Origin of the sequence: Nonomuraea aurantiaca, from assembly GCF_020215705.1 — a bacterium.
Taxonomy (GTDB): domain Bacteria; phylum Actinomycetota; class Actinomycetes; order Streptosporangiales; family Streptosporangiaceae; genus Nonomuraea; species Nonomuraea aurantiaca.
Window position 1 is genome coordinate 330,696 of the sequence record NZ_JAIWNB010000006.1, and the last position, 15,376, is coordinate 346,071.

At 70.7% G+C, this 15,376-nt stretch carries 15 protein-coding genes; 8 read left to right on the plus strand and 7 right to left on the minus strand.

Features of this window, described 5'->3' with window-relative positions:
• Positions 1 to 12 precede the first annotated feature (12 nt).
• The 5 genes from LDL49_RS17675 to LDL49_RS17695 are packed head-to-tail and all read right to left on the minus strand — an operon-like array spanning position 13 to position 5,255.
• The gene (locus tag LDL49_RS17675) at positions 13 to 426 is read right to left on the minus strand and encodes a MaoC/PaaZ C-terminal domain-containing protein (RefSeq protein ID WP_225292157.1); all 414 of its coding nucleotides are present in this window, start codon (positions 424 to 426) and stop codon (positions 13 to 15) included.
• Positions 426 to 1,433: a bifunctional MaoC family dehydratase N-terminal/OB-fold nucleic acid binding domain-containing protein gene (locus tag LDL49_RS17680; RefSeq protein ID WP_225292158.1), complete on the minus strand. Its 1,008-nt coding sequence runs from the start codon at positions 1,431 to 1,433 to the stop codon at positions 426 to 428. Before LDL49_RS17680 ends, LDL49_RS17675 begins: the two co-directional genes overlap by 1 nt.
• Positions 1,430 to 2,584, minus strand: coding sequence for an acyl-CoA dehydrogenase family protein (locus LDL49_RS17685; protein WP_225292159.1), 1,155 nt, complete (start codon positions 2,582 to 2,584; stop codon positions 1,430 to 1,432). Before LDL49_RS17685 ends, LDL49_RS17680 begins: the two co-directional genes overlap by 4 nt.
• Positions 2,584 to 3,624 carry an acyl-CoA dehydrogenase family protein gene (locus LDL49_RS17690; RefSeq protein WP_225292160.1) on the minus strand — a complete coding sequence of 347 codons (1,041 nt, stop codon included), beginning with the start codon at positions 3,622 to 3,624 and terminating at the stop codon, positions 2,584 to 2,586. The genes LDL49_RS17685 and LDL49_RS17690 overlap by 1 nt, the downstream gene beginning before the upstream one ends.
• The gene (locus tag LDL49_RS17695) at positions 3,624 to 5,255 is read right to left on the minus strand and encodes an AMP-binding protein (RefSeq protein ID WP_225292161.1); all 1,632 of its coding nucleotides are present in this window, start codon (positions 5,253 to 5,255) and stop codon (positions 3,624 to 3,626) included. The genes LDL49_RS17690 and LDL49_RS17695 overlap by 1 nt, the downstream gene beginning before the upstream one ends.
• A gap of 242 nt (positions 5,256 to 5,497) precedes the next feature.
• Between LDL49_RS17695 and LDL49_RS17700 the strand changes: the two genes are divergently transcribed.
• The gene (locus tag LDL49_RS17700) at positions 5,498 to 6,091 is read left to right on the plus strand and encodes a TetR family transcriptional regulator (protein WP_225292255.1); all 594 of its coding nucleotides are present in this window, start codon (positions 5,498 to 5,500) and stop codon (positions 6,089 to 6,091) included.
• A 195-nt stretch (positions 6,092 to 6,286) separates the two neighbouring features.
• On the opposite strand, the gene LDL49_RS17705 is transcribed toward LDL49_RS17700, so the two are convergent.
• On the minus strand, positions 6,287 to 7,249 hold the full coding sequence (locus LDL49_RS17705; RefSeq protein WP_225292162.1) for a GlxA family transcriptional regulator: 963 nt from the start codon (positions 7,247 to 7,249) through the stop codon (positions 6,287 to 6,289).
• 71 nt (positions 7,250 to 7,320) lie between these two features.
• Between LDL49_RS17705 and LDL49_RS17710 the strand changes: the two genes are divergently transcribed.
• The 6 genes from LDL49_RS17710 (at position 7,321) to LDL49_RS17735 (ending at position 13,289) form a co-directional block, all read left to right on the plus strand.
• Complete coding sequence (locus LDL49_RS17710; protein WP_308016137.1) at positions 7,321 to 8,307, plus strand: NADP-dependent oxidoreductase; 987 nt, start codon at positions 7,321 to 7,323, stop codon at positions 8,305 to 8,307.
• Complete coding sequence (locus LDL49_RS17715; RefSeq protein ID WP_225292163.1) at positions 8,304 to 9,296, plus strand: sigma-70 family RNA polymerase sigma factor; 993 nt, start codon at positions 8,304 to 8,306, stop codon at positions 9,294 to 9,296. The genes LDL49_RS17710 and LDL49_RS17715 overlap by 4 nt, the downstream gene beginning before the upstream one ends.
• Positions 9,297 to 9,339: 43 nt before the next feature.
• On the plus strand, positions 9,340 to 10,458 hold the full coding sequence (locus LDL49_RS17720) for a steroid 3-ketoacyl-CoA thiolase (RefSeq protein WP_225292164.1): 1,119 nt from the start codon (positions 9,340 to 9,342) through the stop codon (positions 10,456 to 10,458).
• A gap of 100 nt (positions 10,459 to 10,558) precedes the next feature.
• Positions 10,559 to 11,584, plus strand: a complete 1,026-nt coding sequence (locus LDL49_RS17725; RefSeq protein ID WP_225292165.1) for an MBL fold metallo-hydrolase — start codon at positions 10,559 to 10,561, stop codon at positions 11,582 to 11,584.
• A gap of 25 nt (positions 11,585 to 11,609) precedes the next feature.
• Positions 11,610 to 12,284, plus strand: coding sequence for a FadR/GntR family transcriptional regulator (locus LDL49_RS17730; protein WP_225292166.1), 675 nt, complete (start codon positions 11,610 to 11,612; stop codon positions 12,282 to 12,284).
• A gap of 15 nt (positions 12,285 to 12,299) precedes the next feature.
• Positions 12,300 to 13,289, plus strand: a complete 990-nt coding sequence (locus LDL49_RS17735) for a DNA polymerase ligase N-terminal domain-containing protein (protein WP_225292167.1) — start codon at positions 12,300 to 12,302, stop codon at positions 13,287 to 13,289.
• 37 nt (positions 13,290 to 13,326) lie between these two features.
• On the opposite strand, the gene LDL49_RS17740 is transcribed toward LDL49_RS17735, so the two are convergent.
• The gene (locus LDL49_RS17740) at positions 13,327 to 14,499 is read right to left on the minus strand and encodes a C45 family autoproteolytic acyltransferase/hydrolase (protein ID WP_225292168.1); all 1,173 of its coding nucleotides are present in this window, start codon (positions 14,497 to 14,499) and stop codon (positions 13,327 to 13,329) included.
• Between the two features lie 395 nt (positions 14,500 to 14,894).
• On the opposite strand from LDL49_RS17740, the gene LDL49_RS17745 reads away from it, so the two are divergent.
• Positions 14,895 to 15,314: a GNAT family N-acetyltransferase gene (locus LDL49_RS17745; protein ID WP_225292169.1), complete on the plus strand. Its 420-nt coding sequence runs from the start codon at positions 14,895 to 14,897 to the stop codon at positions 15,312 to 15,314.
• Positions 15,315 to 15,376: the final 62 nt, after the last annotated feature.

The following is a 15,376-nucleotide window of genomic DNA, read 5'->3' on the forward strand; positions in this document are numbered from 1 at the left end:
TTCGAAGTCGGGTCAGGGGGCTGTGGGGAGGGTGAGGGTGATCGTGCCGGTGGCGTGGTCGCCGAGGCTGACCTTGCCGCGTACCTCGACCGTGAGCTCCCCCGCCGCCCGCGAGACGATCGTGCCGGTGAAGCTCAGCCGGTCGCCCGCGTACGCCGGGACCCCGAGCTTGACGTTGATGCGTCTGATGATGGCCGCTGGACCCGCCCAGTCCGTGACGTACCGCTCCACCAGCCCCATCGTGGTCAGGATGTTGAGGAAGATGTCCTTGGAGCCCTGCGCGCGGGCGCGCTCGACGTCGTGGTGCACCGGGGTGAAGTCCATGGTGGCGAGGGCGGTGGAGACGACCACCGTGGGCGTGAGGTCGATCGACAGCTCGGGAAGCGCCGAACCTAGCTCGACCTGGTCTTCGGTCAGTGTCCGCATCACGACTCCCCTGGCGCCCACATGGGCAGGACTAGTTCGTCGTCCAGCGCGCGGTACGTCACGCGCAACGACATGCCGATACTGACGGCGTCGGTCGGACAGTCCACGATGTTTCCCACGATCCTCACCCCTTCTGGCAGTTCGACCACCGCCACCACGAAGGGCGTCTCGCGTCCCGGCACCGGCGGGTGGTGGTGGACGACGTAGCTGTAGACGGTGCCGTGGCCGCTCGCCACGGTGTGGGTGCGGTTGGTGGAGCGGCAGGCGGGACATACCGGGCCGGGTGGGTGGCGGAGTTCGCCGCAGTCGGCGCAGCGCTGGATGCGCAGCTCGCCCTGCTGGACGCCCTCCCAGAAGAAGGCCGTGTCGGCGTTGACGGCGGGGCGCAACGGGTACGGCTCGCGGCGGCCGGTCTCCTGGGGTTTCGCGGCCTCGGATCCTGCGGTCTCGGATGGTGGGGCGGCGGAGCTGGGGCCTTGGCTGGTGCGTGGGCGAAATTTCAGGATTCGGAACATCATCTCGGCCACTGGTTCGTCCGCCTCGCCGTACCAGGTGACGTTCCAGGTGGCGAAGTAGCCCTCGCCGAGCGCCGTCCGCTTCGGGCCCACGAGGCTCGTGAAGCGGGTCGACGGGGTCAGGCGCTCGCCGAGCCGTACGTACCGGTGATAGGTCTGCTCGCAGTTCGTCGCCACCACGCCCGTGTAGCCGTGCGCATTCAGTGCGGCGAGCGTGTCGTCGACCGGCGAGCGGTCCTTGGCGGCGTGCTGGCGGAGGCCCTGCATGGTCCAGACCTGGATCATCGCCGGCGGCGCGACTCCTTGGTCGAGGTAGGCCGGGTTCGCGTCGCCGAGGGCGTCCTGCCAGTGCCTGATCATGGGCGCGTTCACCGGATCGGCCGCGGGGGCGCCGCGCATCTCCCCGAGGGCGGCCTGCTTGTCCGCCAGCTCCCGCAGCTCCCTGTCCACGCTCGCGGGGTCGGGCGTCGAGGGGGCGGGGGCGTCGGTCATCGGGGCGGCCTCGGGAGGCTCAGGCCGAGCATGGCGATCAGTTCGCGCTGCACCTCGTTCACCCCGCCGCCGAACGTCAGCACCACCGCGCCCTTCACCCCATGATCGGTGCGCTCCAGGAGCTCGGCCGTCTCCGGGTCCGACGGGTCGCCGTAGCGGGACAGGATGTCGCCGATGAGCCGGCCGACCTCCTGGACCCGCTCCGAGGCGTAGACCTTGGTGGCCGACGCGTCGGGCGCGCCCAGCCAGCCGAGGTCCATGTTCGCCGCGACCTGCCAGTTGAGCAGCTCGTTCGTCCGGAAGTACGCCCGCACCCTGCCGAGCGCCCGCCGTACGTCCGGATTCTCCACCAGCCCGGTACCGCGCGCCCAGGCCAGGAAGCGGTCGTAGGTCTGGCCGAGGTTCCCGGCGGGACCGAGCGTGACGCGTTCGTGGTTGAGCTGGTTGACGATCAGGTCCCAGCCCTTGTCCACCTCGCCGACGACCATGTTCGCCGGGACGCGGACGTCGGCGTAGTAGGTGGCGTTCGTGTGGTGGCGGCCGTCCATGGTGACGATCGGGGTCCAGGAGAAGCCGGGATCCTCGGTCGAGGCGATCATCATCGTGATGCCCTTGTGCTTCTTGGCGTCGGGGTTGGTGCGGGTGGCGAGCCAGATGTACTGGGCGTAGTGGGCGCCGCTGGTGAAGATCTTCTGGCCGTTGACGACGTAGTGGTCGCCGTCGAGCACCGCCGTGGTCCGCAGCGAGGCCAGGTCCGTACCGGCCTCGGGCTCGCTGTAGCCGATCGCGAAGTGGCACTCTCCGGCCAGGATGCTCGGCAGGAACATCTCCTTCTGCTCCTGCGTGCCGTACTGCATCAGGGTGGGCCCGACCGTCTGCAGCGTGATGAGCGGGTACGGCACGCCGGCGCGGGCGATCTCGTTGGCGAAGATCTGCTGTTCGAGCGGGCCGAAACCGGCGCCGCCGTACTCTTTCGGCCAGCCGAGGCCGAGCTTGCGGTCGCGGCCGAGCCGGCGGCAGTGCTCCATGTAGGCGGTGCCGAAGGGGTCCTGGGCGATCTTGCGGCGGTCCTCGTCGGTGAGGCAGTTCTGGAAGTACTCGCGCAGCTCGTCGCGGAGCCTGCGCTGGTCGGGGGTCAGGTCGATCAGCATCAGACGAGCGCTCCGATCAGGTCGAGCTGGGCGTCGGCGCCGCCGAGCAGGTGCGTCAGGTGCTTGGCGTGCGCGAAGTAGCGGTGCAGCGGGTACGTCACATCGAGGCCCAGACCGCCGTGCAGGTGCTGGCAGGTGTAGAGCGCCTTGTACGCCTCACTGACATGGAAGGCGGCCACGGCCAGGTCCTCCTCCGCCGGGAGGTCGTTGGCGAGGAGCCAGGCGCCCGACCACACGGCCACGTCGAGCGCCCGCGTGGCGATGTAGACGTCGGCGATCTGTACGGTGACCGCCTGGAACTCGGCCAGGGCGCGGCCGAACTGCTTCCTGTTCTTGATGTACTCGGTGGTTAATGTGAGAGCTCCGGCCAGCACGCCGCTCGCCTGGGCCGCGACGGCCGCCGTGAAGATCTGCCGCAGACCCGAGACCGCCTCCGGACCCGCCAGCCGCTCGGCCGGGGTCCGGTCGAGCACGACGGTGGCCAGCGACTCGCCGTTGGCGGCGAACTCCGGGTGCGCCGTCCACCCCCCGGTGACCAGGAACACCCCCTCGTCGGCGGCGACCAGCACGTACGCGGCCTCGCTCCCGTACGGGACCCCGACCTTGCGGCCGGTCAGCACCCACCCGTCGCCGTCCCGCTCGGCGGCGGTCGACGGCGGGTCCGCCGGCGCCCGGCCCGCTTCCCGCAGCGCCACCGTGCCGACGCTGTCGGCGGGCGGCCGCTGCTGCTCGGGTGTGCCGTAGCGGGCCAGGGCGAGCGTGCTCACCAGTGTCGCCAGCGCGGGCGCCGGGGCGGCCCGCGCGCCGACCTCGCGGAGCACCACGGCCAGCTCGACGGACCCGAGCCCGGCGCCGCCGGCGTCCTCCGGCACGCACACGCTCATCAGCCCCGCCTGGCACAGCGCCTGCCAGAGCCGTTCGTCATACGGCCGGCCGCTCTTCTCGTGCGCCTCCAGCCGCTCCTGGGTCGCCTCCTTCGCCAGGAGGTCGGCGGTCAGGGTACGTAGGTCCTGCTGGGTCTCATCCAGGTTGAAATCCACTATTTCTCCAAAAGGTGTTGCCGGCCGTGCCGGGCGAACTCCCGCTCGATCGCCGCGACGTCCGCGCCGCCCAGTAATCGGATCTCCGTGCCCGCCGGACGCCACCAGACGGGGTCGGCCGTCCGCCAGCCCTCCTTCACCAGGACACGCTTGACGACCTTGTGCGAGGGGGTCTGGGGCAGACCATCGGAGATGCGTACGTACCGGGGGAACGACTTGGCACCCAGATTGCGGCGCCCGGCGAGGAACCCGGCGAACGCGACGGGATCGAACGCCGCCTCCAGAACCAGCGCCGCCATGACCTGGTCTCCGGCCGCCGCGTCCGGCACCGGGTAGACGGCCGCCTCAATCACGCCCGGGAACTCCCGCAGGACCGCCTCGATGGGCGCCACCGCCAGGTTCTCGCCGTCCACGCGGAGCCGCTCGGTGCCCCGCCCCGCGAAGAACACGTAGCCGTCGGCGTCCGCGTACGCCAGGTCGCCCGACCAGAACGCGCCCTCCCGCATCCGCTCGGCGTCGGCCTCCGGGTCGTTGTAGTAGCCGTCGAACAGGCCGAGGCCGCCGGTGTTCACCAGCTCGCCGACCGCCTCGTCGGGGTTGAGCAGCCGCCCGTCCTCGACCCGGCCCGGCGGGCACGGCAGGCCGGTCAGCCAGCTGCGGATCTCGATGCCCGGCGGCAGCCGGCCGAGGCAGCCGGGCGGCCCCGCCGGGTCCGGGGTGAGCGAGATGGCCGTCTCCGTCGACCCGAACGCGTCGATCACGTGACAGCCGAACCGCTCCCCGAACCGCCGGGTCGCCGTGGCGCTCCCCTCGTTGCCGAAGGCGAGCCTCAGGGGGTTGTCGGCGTCGTCGGGCTGCCGCGGGGTGGCCAGGACGTAGGAGAGCGCTTTGCCGACGTAGTGGAGGTACGTACAGCCGTACCGCCTGATGTCCGGCAGCAGGCCCGACGCGGAGAACCTCCGCCGCAGCACCAGCGCCGCCCCTGACGCCACGGCGGGGGCGTACGCGGCCATGACGGCGCCGGAGTGGAAGAGCGGCATCGCGCAGTAGACGGCGTCGGCGGGGGTCAGCATCGCGGCCAGCGAGACGCCGGGGACGGCGATCTTCCGCTGCGTGATCCGCACCGCCCGCGGCCGTCCGGACGTCCCGGAGGTGAAGATCAGCATGACCAACGCACCCGGATCAGCGTGCGGGCTCGCGTCCAGAGAGCTCGCGTCCGGGGCCGGCGTGTCTCCCGAGCCCCAGTCCGGGACGGGCATCGAGGCGGTCCCCGAGGTTTCGGCGACGGACCGCGCCACCGTCTCGTAAGGCGTGTCCCACAGCAGGAGGCCGACGTCGGTGGCGCCGGCGTCGCGGGCCAGCTCCTCCACCGATCGGGTCGGGTTCAGCGCCACCAGCACCCGCCCGGAGAGCGCGGCCCCACCCAGCAGGAACACCATCTCCGGCACGTTGTCGCAGAGCACCCCCACGTGCGGCGGCCCGTCGAAGGTGCGGGCGTTCAGCCAGGCGGCGGCGGTACGGCAGGCGGCCACGACCGAGCGCCACGACCACACGCGATCCTCGAAGACCAGCCCCGGACGGTCATCATCGGCCCGGGCCAGCAGCAGGGCGGCGAGTGTGTCCGCGGCCATCGACCCTCCCAGCAAGCGCTCGGTCAACAGTTCCGCAAACTAGAACAGATTCTAATATCTGTCCAGCCGCGACACATCCCAACAAGTCTGGATATATGCCTGTAGCGCCGCAGACATGCGCCTATACAGGTTCTTTGTGACTCGCGGGTAACAAGCCGAGTTATCGAGAAATCAGATAACGTGTTCTCATGCGTACCCCGCAGGCGACGACCGCCGCGCCCCCCAGCGACACCGAGGGGATCATGGAGAGCCATTCCACGTCCGGCGGTCACAGCGTCCGTACGCGTAGCCAGCACCAGCGCCGCAAGCGTATCGTCCAGGCGGCCGCCGCCCTGGCCTCGCGCGGTGGCGTCGAGGCCATGCAGATGCGCACGGTCGCCGAGCGGGCGGGCGTCGCGCTCGGCACCCTCTACCGCTACTTCCCGTCGAAGATGGACCTGGTCGTGGCGGTCGTCGGCGAGGAGATCGACCTGCTGGAGAGCAGCATCCAGCGCCGCCCGCCGAGCGCCTCCACCCCGGCGGGCCGCGCGGTCGACGTCCTGATGCGCGCCACGCGCGGCCTCATGCGCGAGCCTGAGCTGGCCGACGCGCTCATCCGGTCGCTGATCATGGCTGAGGTGGAGACGCCGTTCGGCGACCGGATGACGGGGCTGCTGCTGCGCGTCTCCGCCGACCTCACGCGGGAGCGGGCCAGCGAGGTGCAGCTCGACCTGGCGGGGTCGCTGTCCAGCGTGTGGGTGCAGGAGCTCCTGGAGATGCTGCGCGGGCGCCGCACCTATGAGCAGATCCAGCGCCGCATCGAGATCGCCGCCGCACGGCTCGTCAACGACCTCTAGTTTTTTTACCGCCAGTTTTTACGGCACCGCCTGGCCGGCCCCACCCACCGCACAGGGCTGAGCGCCTCCAGGGAGACGGCCGCTGACCCGCAAAGGGCTGGGCGCCGTGACGGCGCACTCTTGACCGGTGGCGTGGTCAGCCGACGACCCGCGGCGGTCGCCTGGACGGCCGGTGACCACCGACGGGCGTCGTCGTCAGCCGACCGCCCTGAACGTGCGGCGATACGCGTGTGGGGACACCCCCAGTGACGCGTGCAGGTGCTGCCGCAGAGACGCCCCCGTGCCGAAACCCGACCGCTCCGCCACCCGGTCCACCGGCAGGTCCGTGGTCTCCAGGAGGTGTCTGGCCAGCTCCACCCGTTGCTGGAGCAGCCATTGGCCGGGGCTCTGGCCCACCTCGTGACGGAAGTGCCGGGTGAAGGTGCGTCTGCTCATGCCCGCGTGTTCGGCCAGGTCGGCCAGCTGGAGCGGGGTGGACAGGTGCTGGAGTGCCCAGGCCCGGGTGGGGGCGGTGCCGGAGGCCGATGGTTCGGGGACCGGGCGTTCGACGTACTGGGCTTGGCCGCCGTCCCGCCACGGAGGGACGATGCAGTGGCGGGCCACCTGGTTGGCGATCTCACTGCCGTGGTCGCGCCTCACCAGGTGCAGGCAGAGGTCCACGCCCGCCGACGCGCCCGCCGAGGTGAGCACGTCACCGTCGTCCACGAACAGCACGTCCGAGTCCATCCGCACGTCGGGGAAGAGGCGGGCGAAGCGCTCGGCGTGCCGCCAGTGGGTGGTGGCCGGGCGGCCGTCGAGGAGTCCCGCGGCCGCGAGGACGAAGGTGGCGATGCAGATCGAGACGAGGCGGGTGCCCGGCCGTACCAGAGAGAGGGCGTCGAGGAGCTGGGGAGGCAGCGACTCCGGGCCGGTGATGTCCGCGAAGCCGGCGGCGGCGGCGATGACGACGGTGTCGGCGATGGCCAGCGCGCCCGCGTCGTGTTCGACGGCGATCGCGTAGTCGGCGGCCGTGGCGACGGGGCCGCCGTCGAGCGTGCAGGTGATCACCTCGTAGAGCGGCTCGCCTCCCGGACCATGTGCCGTACAGAAGATCCTGGACGGCACGCTCAGCTCGAACGGGATGACGTTCGGCAGCGCCAGTACGACCACACGATGCATGGCCCGATCTTTACACATATTGGCCACCGGGCCACTCGCAGCCAGGTGCCCCGGCGCAGCAGGCTTGACGCATGAAGATGCACGCGATCAGCCAGGACGCCCTGGGCGGACCAGAAGTACTGAAGATGATCGAGATCGACAGGCCCACGCCGGGACCGACCGAGGTGCTCGTGCGGGTGCACGCGGCCGGGGTCAACCCCGCGGACTGGAAGACCCGGACCACCGGCGGTCAGCTGGGGGTGCCGCCGTTCGTGCTCGGCTGGGACGTCTCCGGCGTCGTCGAGCAGGTGGGCCTGGGCACGACCCTTTACCAGCCCGGTGACGAGGTCTTCGGCATGCTCCGCTTTCCGTACGGCCACGGCGCCTACGCCGAGTATGTCAGCGCCCCCGCCCGCCATTTCGCCCCCAAGCCCGCGAACCTCGACCACGACCAGGCGGCCGCGATCCCCCTCGCCGCGCTGACCGCCTGGCAGGCGCTGGTGGACACCGCGGGGCTGACGGAGGGTCAGCGAGTGCTCGTGCACGCGGCGGCGGGCGGTGTGGGGCACTTCGCCGTGCAGATCGCCAAGGCGCGCGGCGCGTACGTGATCGGTACGGCCAGCGCTGCCAAGCACGAGTGGCTCCGCGGCCTCGGCGCCGACGAACTGGTCGACTACCGGAGCGAAGACTTCGCCGAGGTCGTCCGCGACGTCGACGTGGTGATCGAGACCATGGGCGGCGACTACGGCCCACGATCGCTGCGCACCCTGCGGGATGGCGGCACGATCGTCTCGCTGGCTCTCTCGCTCCTGGACGAGGGCCTGCACGCGCGGGCCGCCGAGCGCGGCATCCGGTCGGCGGCCATGCTCGTCGAGCCCGACCACGCCACGATGAGGGCGCTGGCCGCGCTGGCGAAGGCCGGGAAGCTCCGGGCCGAACTGGCCGCCGTCCTGCCGCTGGCGGACGCGGCCAAGGCACACGGCTGGGCGAGTCCGGCCGTACGACGGGGAAGATCGTCCTCTCCGTACGCCCCTGAACCCATCGATCTGTCGGTGGCGGGGGCTATACAGGGGATATGACAGAGCGGCCGTCGAACGATGAGTTCCTGCGACAGACCGACCTGATGCGGCGCGAGTTGCTGGCGCACTGCTACCGCATGCTGGGGTCGGTGCACGACGCCGAGGATCTCGTCCAGGAGACCTACCTGCGCGCGTGGCGCGCCTATGACGGGTTCGAGGGGCGTTCGTCCCTGCGCACCTGGCTCTATCGCATCGCCACGACGGCCTGCCTGACGGCGCTCGACAGCCGGGGCCGGCGGCCGCTGCCGACCGGGCTCGGCGCGCCCGCGTCCGAGGCGATCGGCCCGCTGGTCGAGGGCAACGAGGTGCCGTGGCTGGAGCCCGTGCCCAACGGGATGGTCGGCGCCGGGGCCGACGATCCCGCCGCCATCGTCACCTCGCGCGACAGCATCCGGCTCGCGCTCATCGCCGCGCTGCAGCACCTGCCGCCCAGGCAGCGGGCGGTGCTGATCCTGCGCGACGTGCTCAAGTGGCGGGCCGCCGAGGTGGCCGAGGTGCTCGACACGACGACCGTCGCGGTCAACAGCACGCTGCAGCGCGCCCGTGCCCAGCTCGACGAGGTGGCGCCGAGCCTCGACGACCCGATCGAGCCGCTGACGGCCGAGCAGCGGGCGCAGCTCGACCGCTATGTGGCGGCGTTCGAGAATTACGACGTGGCGGGCATCGTGGAGCTGTTCACGAAGGACGCGGTCTGGGAGATGCCGCCGTTCACCGGGTGGTATCAGGGCGCCGAGGAGATCGGCCGGCTCATCACGACCAACTGCCCCGCGAAGAAGGCCGGCGACCTGCGGCTGGTGCCGGTCGAGGCGAACGGGCAGCCGGCGTTCGGGATGTATCTGCGGCATGGGGATGTCTATGACGCGTTCTCGCTGCCGGTGCTCACGTTCACCGGCTCGCGGGTCAGCCACGTCGCGATGTTCTTCGACCTGGGCCTCTTCGAGACGTTCGGGCTGCCTCGCACGTTGAGCGGGGCTTCCACCGGAAACTAGAACGCGTTACAGTCACGGCCAGAGCATCATTCTGGAGGCTACTGTGGGCACACCGGTGATCGTCGAGGCCGTCCGCACCCCCATCGGCAAGCGGGGTGGCTGGCTGGCCGAGCTCAAACCGCAGCAGGTGCTGGCCACCGCGCTCAACGGCCTGATCGAGCGCTCCGGGATCGACCCGGCGATCGTCGGCCAGGTCTTCGCCGGGTGCGTGACCCAGGCGGGCGAGCAGGGCGGGCATGTGGGGCGGCACTCCTGGCTGTACGCGGGGCTGCCGTACCAAACGGGGGTGACCACGGTCGACGCCCAGTGCGGATCGTCGCAGCAGGCCGTACACCTGGCGGCGGCGATGATCCGGGCCGGCGTGATCGACGTGGGCATCGGGTGCGGGGTCGAGGTGATGAGCCGGGCGCCTCTCGGCAGCAACGTCCTGCCGGCCAAGCCGAAGCCCGACGACTGGAACATCGACCTGCCCGACCAGTTCACCGCGGCCGAGCGGATCGCGGAGCGGCGCGGGCTCACCCGCGAGCGGCTCGACTGGTTCGGGGCGCGGTCGCAGCAGCTGGCCGCCAAGGCGTGGGCCGACGGGCGGTTCGAGCGGGAGATCGTGCCCGTCGGGCAGGTATGCAGGGACCAGGGCTTACGCGAGACCACCGTCGACGGGCTGGCCGGGCTCAAGCCGGTGATGGGCGAGGGCGGCCGGCACACCGCGGGCACCTCGTCGCAGATCTCCGACGGCGCCGCCGCGGTGCTGGTGATGGGCGAGGAGACGGCCCTGCGCCACGGCCTGCGGCCCCGGGCCCGGATCCTGGCCCAGGCCCTCGTCGGCGCGGAGCCCTACTACCACCTCGACGGGCCGGTGGACGCGACGGCGAAGGTGCTCGCGACGGCCGGGATGACGATCGGCGACATCGACAGGTTCGAGGTGAACGAGGCGTTCGCGTCGGTCGTCCTGTCATGGGCGAGCGTGCACGAGCCCGACTTCGACCACGTCAACGTCAACGGCGGCGCGATCGCGCTCGGCCACCCCGTCGGCGCCACGGGGGCGCGGCTGCTCACGACGGCGCTGCACGAGCTGGAGCGCTCCGACTCATCGACCGCGCTGGTCACGATGTGCGCGGGCGGCGCGCTGGCGACGGCCACGATCATCGAACGCATCACGTGACCTACCGCGCACGTCCGCGGCGTTGGAAATCCCGTGCCGATCTCACGTTTCCGTCCCGCACACTCGACCCAGGACAAGCACGCTCAACGGGGGCTCCAGCATGAAGACGACCCGGCGCAGGCCGTACACCGAGCAGCGCCCGCAGGACCTCGGCGGCGGGGTGTGGAGCGTGCCCGTGCCGATCCCCGGCAACCCGCTCGGCTACACGCTCGTCTACGCCGTCGACTCCCCCAAGGGCCCCGTGCTGGTGGACGCCGGCTGGAACCATCCGGACGCCTGGGCGGCCCTCAGCGGCGGCCTGCGGACCCTCGGCCTCGACGTGACCGGGGTTCGAGGCGTGGTCGTCACCCACTTCCATCCCGACCACGCCGGGCTGGCCGGTCAGGTCAGGGCGGAGTCCGGCGCCTGGATCGCGATGCACGAGTCGGACGCCGCGCTGGTCAGGCTCATGCACGGCCTCGCCGACGGCGAACACCGCGACTTCCAGGCCGACATGCTCAGGCGGGCGGGGGCCGGGCACGAGGACGTGGCGGTCGCCACCGCCGGCCGCCCGGACACGCCCGCACTGCCCGACCGCGAGCTGCGCGACGGCGACCTGGTGGACCTGCCGGGCCGCAAGCTGCGGGCCGTGCACACGCCGGGCCACACCCCCGGCCACATCTGCCTGCACCTGGAGGACGCCGACCGCCTGTTCACCGGTGACCACGTCCTCCCCGACATCACACCCCACGTCGGGATTTATCCCTATGACCGGGACGATGTTGATCCTCTGGGGGATTTTCTGGAGTCGCTGGACCGCGTCGGCGAGCTGGGCCCGCTGGATGCGCTTCCCGCCCATGAATGGATATTTCCGGATGTAGCCGCGCGCGCCGCCGAGATCCGCCACCATCACGAGGAGAAGCTCCAGCGACTCGGCGCCCTCCTGGCCGAGCGCGCGCAACCGCTGACCATCTGGGAGACCGCCGCGATGATGACCTGGAACCGGCCCTGGGACGAACTGTCCCCCGTCCTGCGCGGCATGGCCGCGGGAGAGGCGGCCGCGCATCTGCGCACGCTGGAGGCGCGTGGCGTGATTCGCCGCGTCTCCGGAGTCGATGCGGTGCGCTTCCAGGCCCTAGAATCCTAGACATCCGATGTCTAGGGAGAAAAGTGTGGCGGTCACCGACGCAGCCATCGACAAAATCAAGCAAATGATCCTCTCGGGCGAGCTCACGCCCGGCGACAGGCTGCCGAAGGAGGCCGACCTGGCCGAGCGCCTCGGCCTGTCGCGCAACTCGCTCCGCGAGGCCGTACGAGCACTGGCGCTGATCAACGTCCTCGACGTACGGCAGGGAGACGGCACCTACGTCACCAGCCTGGAGCCGCGCCTGCTGCTCGACACCATGTCGTTCGTGCTCGACCTGCATCGCGACGACACGGTGATCCAGTTCTTCGAGGTGCGCCGCATCCTGGAGCCCGCGGCGACGGCGATGGCGACCGAGCAGATGACCGATGCGGAGATCGACGAGCTCCGGGTGATCCTGGAGTCGCTGCCCGACTCGCCCACGGTGGAGGAGTTGGTGGCCAACGACCTGGACTTCCACCACCGGATCGCGCGGGGTTCGGGCAACAGCGTGCTCTGCTCGTTCATCGAGAGCCTGTCCGGGCCGACGACCCGGGCGCGGATCTGGCGCGGGCTGACCCAGGAGGGCGCGATGGAGAAGACCCGCGAGCAGCACACCGCGATCTACGAGGCCATCGCCACCCGTCAGCCCGACGTGGCCCGCTCCTGGGCCACGGTGCACATCGCGGGAGTCGAATCCTGGCTGCGCAAGGCCCTCGACTGAGGGTAGAAACCCTGCGTGCCCGACAAACTGGAGAAATATCGCAGCAAACGCGACGCCAGTCGTACCCCCGAACCCGTCCCCGGCGCGGCCCCGTCACCCGGCTCCGCACCGGAGCCGGGTGACGGGGCCGCGCCCGAGCGGGGCGACGGCGCCGCATTCGTGATCCAGGAGCACCACGCCCGCGCCCTGCACTGGGACCTGCGGCTGGAGCGCGACGGCGTGCTCGCCTCCTGGGCGATCCCCAAGGGCCTGCCCGCCGACCCACGCGTCAATCACCTGGCCGTGCGTACCGAGGACCACCCGATGGAATACCTCGACTTCCACGGCGAGATCCCCAAGGGCGAGTACGGCGGCGGCACGATGACGGTCTGGGACCGCGGCACGTACGAGACCGAGAAGTGGTCCGACCGCGAGGTCAAGGTCGTGCTGCACGGCTCGCGAGCCGCAGGACGGTTCGTGCTGTTCCCGACGAACGGCAAGAACTGGATGATCCACCGCATGGACCCGCCCTCCCGCGATCCCCTGCCTCCGCTCGACCCGATGCTCCCGGTCGAACGGACCCGGCTGCCACGCGACGTGGCCGGCTACGCGTTCGAGTTCGCGTGGGGCGGGGAGCGCGTGCTGGTGGCGATCGACGGCGGGCGTACGGAGGCGGCGCGGCGCCATCCCTGGCTGCGCCCGCTCGCGGCGTCGTTCGGCAGCCGCACGGCGGTGCTGGACGGCGAGGTGGTCACGATGGCGGGCACGGAGGTCCTGGTCTGCTACGACCTCCTTTACGACGAGGGCCACTCCCTGGTCGCGCTGCCGTACACGGCCCGCCGCGCGGCCTTGGAAGCGCTCATGCCGGCCGCCGCCCGCTGGCAGACCGCCCCCGCGTGGCCGGGCCAGGCCAAGCCGGTACGGCAGGCGGCCCGCGAGCAGGGATTGCCCGGCGTGGTCGCCAAGCGCCTCGACTCCCCCTATGAGCCGGGCGTCTCGAAGTCCTGGCTCTTCATCCCCGCCTAGCGCCGACCGGCTCCTTCGGCCTGGACCGCGGATCGACTCATCCGGTGTGGACGGGAGACTCCTCCGGTATGGAGTGCAGAGCGGGCACGGCGTCCTGGGTGAAGACGTCGTCCAGGCGCCAGCGCGCGTAGCGGTGCTCGCACGGCGGCCCGCTCGCGATGGACAGAACGCGCTCGTCGAGATCCATCACGATCGAGTACACCGTCGTGGACAGATCGGCCTCCGCTACGTCGGGGTCGCGGTGGCGGCAGATGCCGTCGGGGAAGGAGAAGTGGTCGCGCAGCGCCGCCACGATGTCCTCGACAGTCACGGCTCGTACGCGCGCCGCGTCCTCCAGCAGATGGCGCATCCGTGCGGGCCGCAGCAGTGTAAGAGCCGAGGCCGCCACCTTCTCGTCACGCAGCGGAAGCGGACATTGGAAGTGGTTGGAGTGGGCCAGCAGACCGTCCTCCGGCAGCAGGTGCCCGAACACGCCGGGCGCCACCTCAAGGTCGATCGCCTCACCTCCGGCGTCGGCGATGAGCACGTTCCCGGAGGAGACGCGGGGCACGTTGAGCGTCCTGCGCAACGCGGTGCTCATCCGCGGTGCGTTCAGCACCCCGCGCAGCAGATAGTGGTACGGCACGCCCTCGCCGCCGGTGTCCCGGTCGGAGACGAGCAGGTTGGCGCAGACCCCGAGGCCGGCGGAGTTCAGGCCGCTCTTGGCCAGCATGCCCGCCTCGGCCAGCGTGAGCACCGAGAACCCCTCGGTGTCGCGGGTCGCCAGCAGGAAGGTGACGGGTCCCTGCTCAGGGTTCCAGTCCCAGTTCTGCGCGAGCAGGGTGTGGCCGTCGCGCGTGTACTGGGGCAAGACCGCCACCGAGGTGCAGCCCTCGTCGTGGTAGCCGGTCCCGTAGAGCAACTCAGTACGCGCGTTGAGCGCCGTGATGTGCTCGACCCGCCTGCCCGCCCCCTCGGCCAGACCCTCCAGCATCTCCGCGATCGTACGGTCGTAACCTTGGGCCACGGCGAGATAGGTGGCGCCCCAGCGCAGCACGTCGGCGTCCGACAGGCCCACGTCGTCACGGAACCTGCGCAGGTACGTCTCCAGGCTCCGCTCGACGAGCGCGCTGGTCCTGCGGCCGATCTCGGCCCCCATCTCACGGGGCGTCCCCTCGACGGCGACGAGCGGCGGGCCCGCCGCCGGGTTGGGTTGACCGTACTCGATCATGTTTCCTCCAGTCGTCGAAGAACGCTGCGCACCTAGAAGCTGCCCTGGTTGAGCAGCCCCATTACCGGCCGACCCATAACGGGGATACGGACGGCAACCGTTTGCGCCTTAGCCGAATGAGCACCGCACGGAAGGGAACGCAGACTTGTGCAGCGTCCGTCGAGATCTTGGCGGGGTCAATGATCGGGCGACCGAAGCGTCACGAGCACAGCGACCGATGCGTCACGAAAGTAGCGACCAACGCGTCACGAGGTGGGCGACCAGCGCGTCACGATCACAGCGACCAACGCGTCACCTGATCGGATGAGGGCGATGCCGGTGAGCGCGTTGTGGGAGATCGGCTAGGAGATACTCGGGGGATGCAGATTTCCGAAATATCGCCCGATAGTGAGTCGGTGGGGCCTCGGTTGCTGGCCGTTCAGCATGCCGCGTACGCGGTCGAGGCGAAGATCATCGAGGATGACCGCATTCCCCCGTTGAATGAGACGCTCGATGAGCTGCGGGCGCGGCCGTTGCGGTGGGTGGGGGCCTTCGACGAGGACGAGCTGCTGGTAGGAGCCGTCGCGTGGAGCGAGACGGTGGATGAGGTCGACATCGACCGGCTGGTGGTCGATCCCGCGGCGCATCGGCGAGGGGTGGGGCGGGCGCTGGTCGAGGAGGTCATGAGCCGGGCGGGCAGCCGCAGAATCGTGGTGTCCACCGGGCGGGCCAACGCGCCGGCCAGGAAGCTGTACGAGCGGCTGGGGTTCGAGGGGCTCGACGAGGTGGAGGTGATCCCGGGGCTGTGGATCGCCAACTACGCCTACGGCCGCTGAACCAACTACCGCTTACCGCCGCTGAACCAACTACGGTCCACGGCGGCTGAGCCGGCCACGCC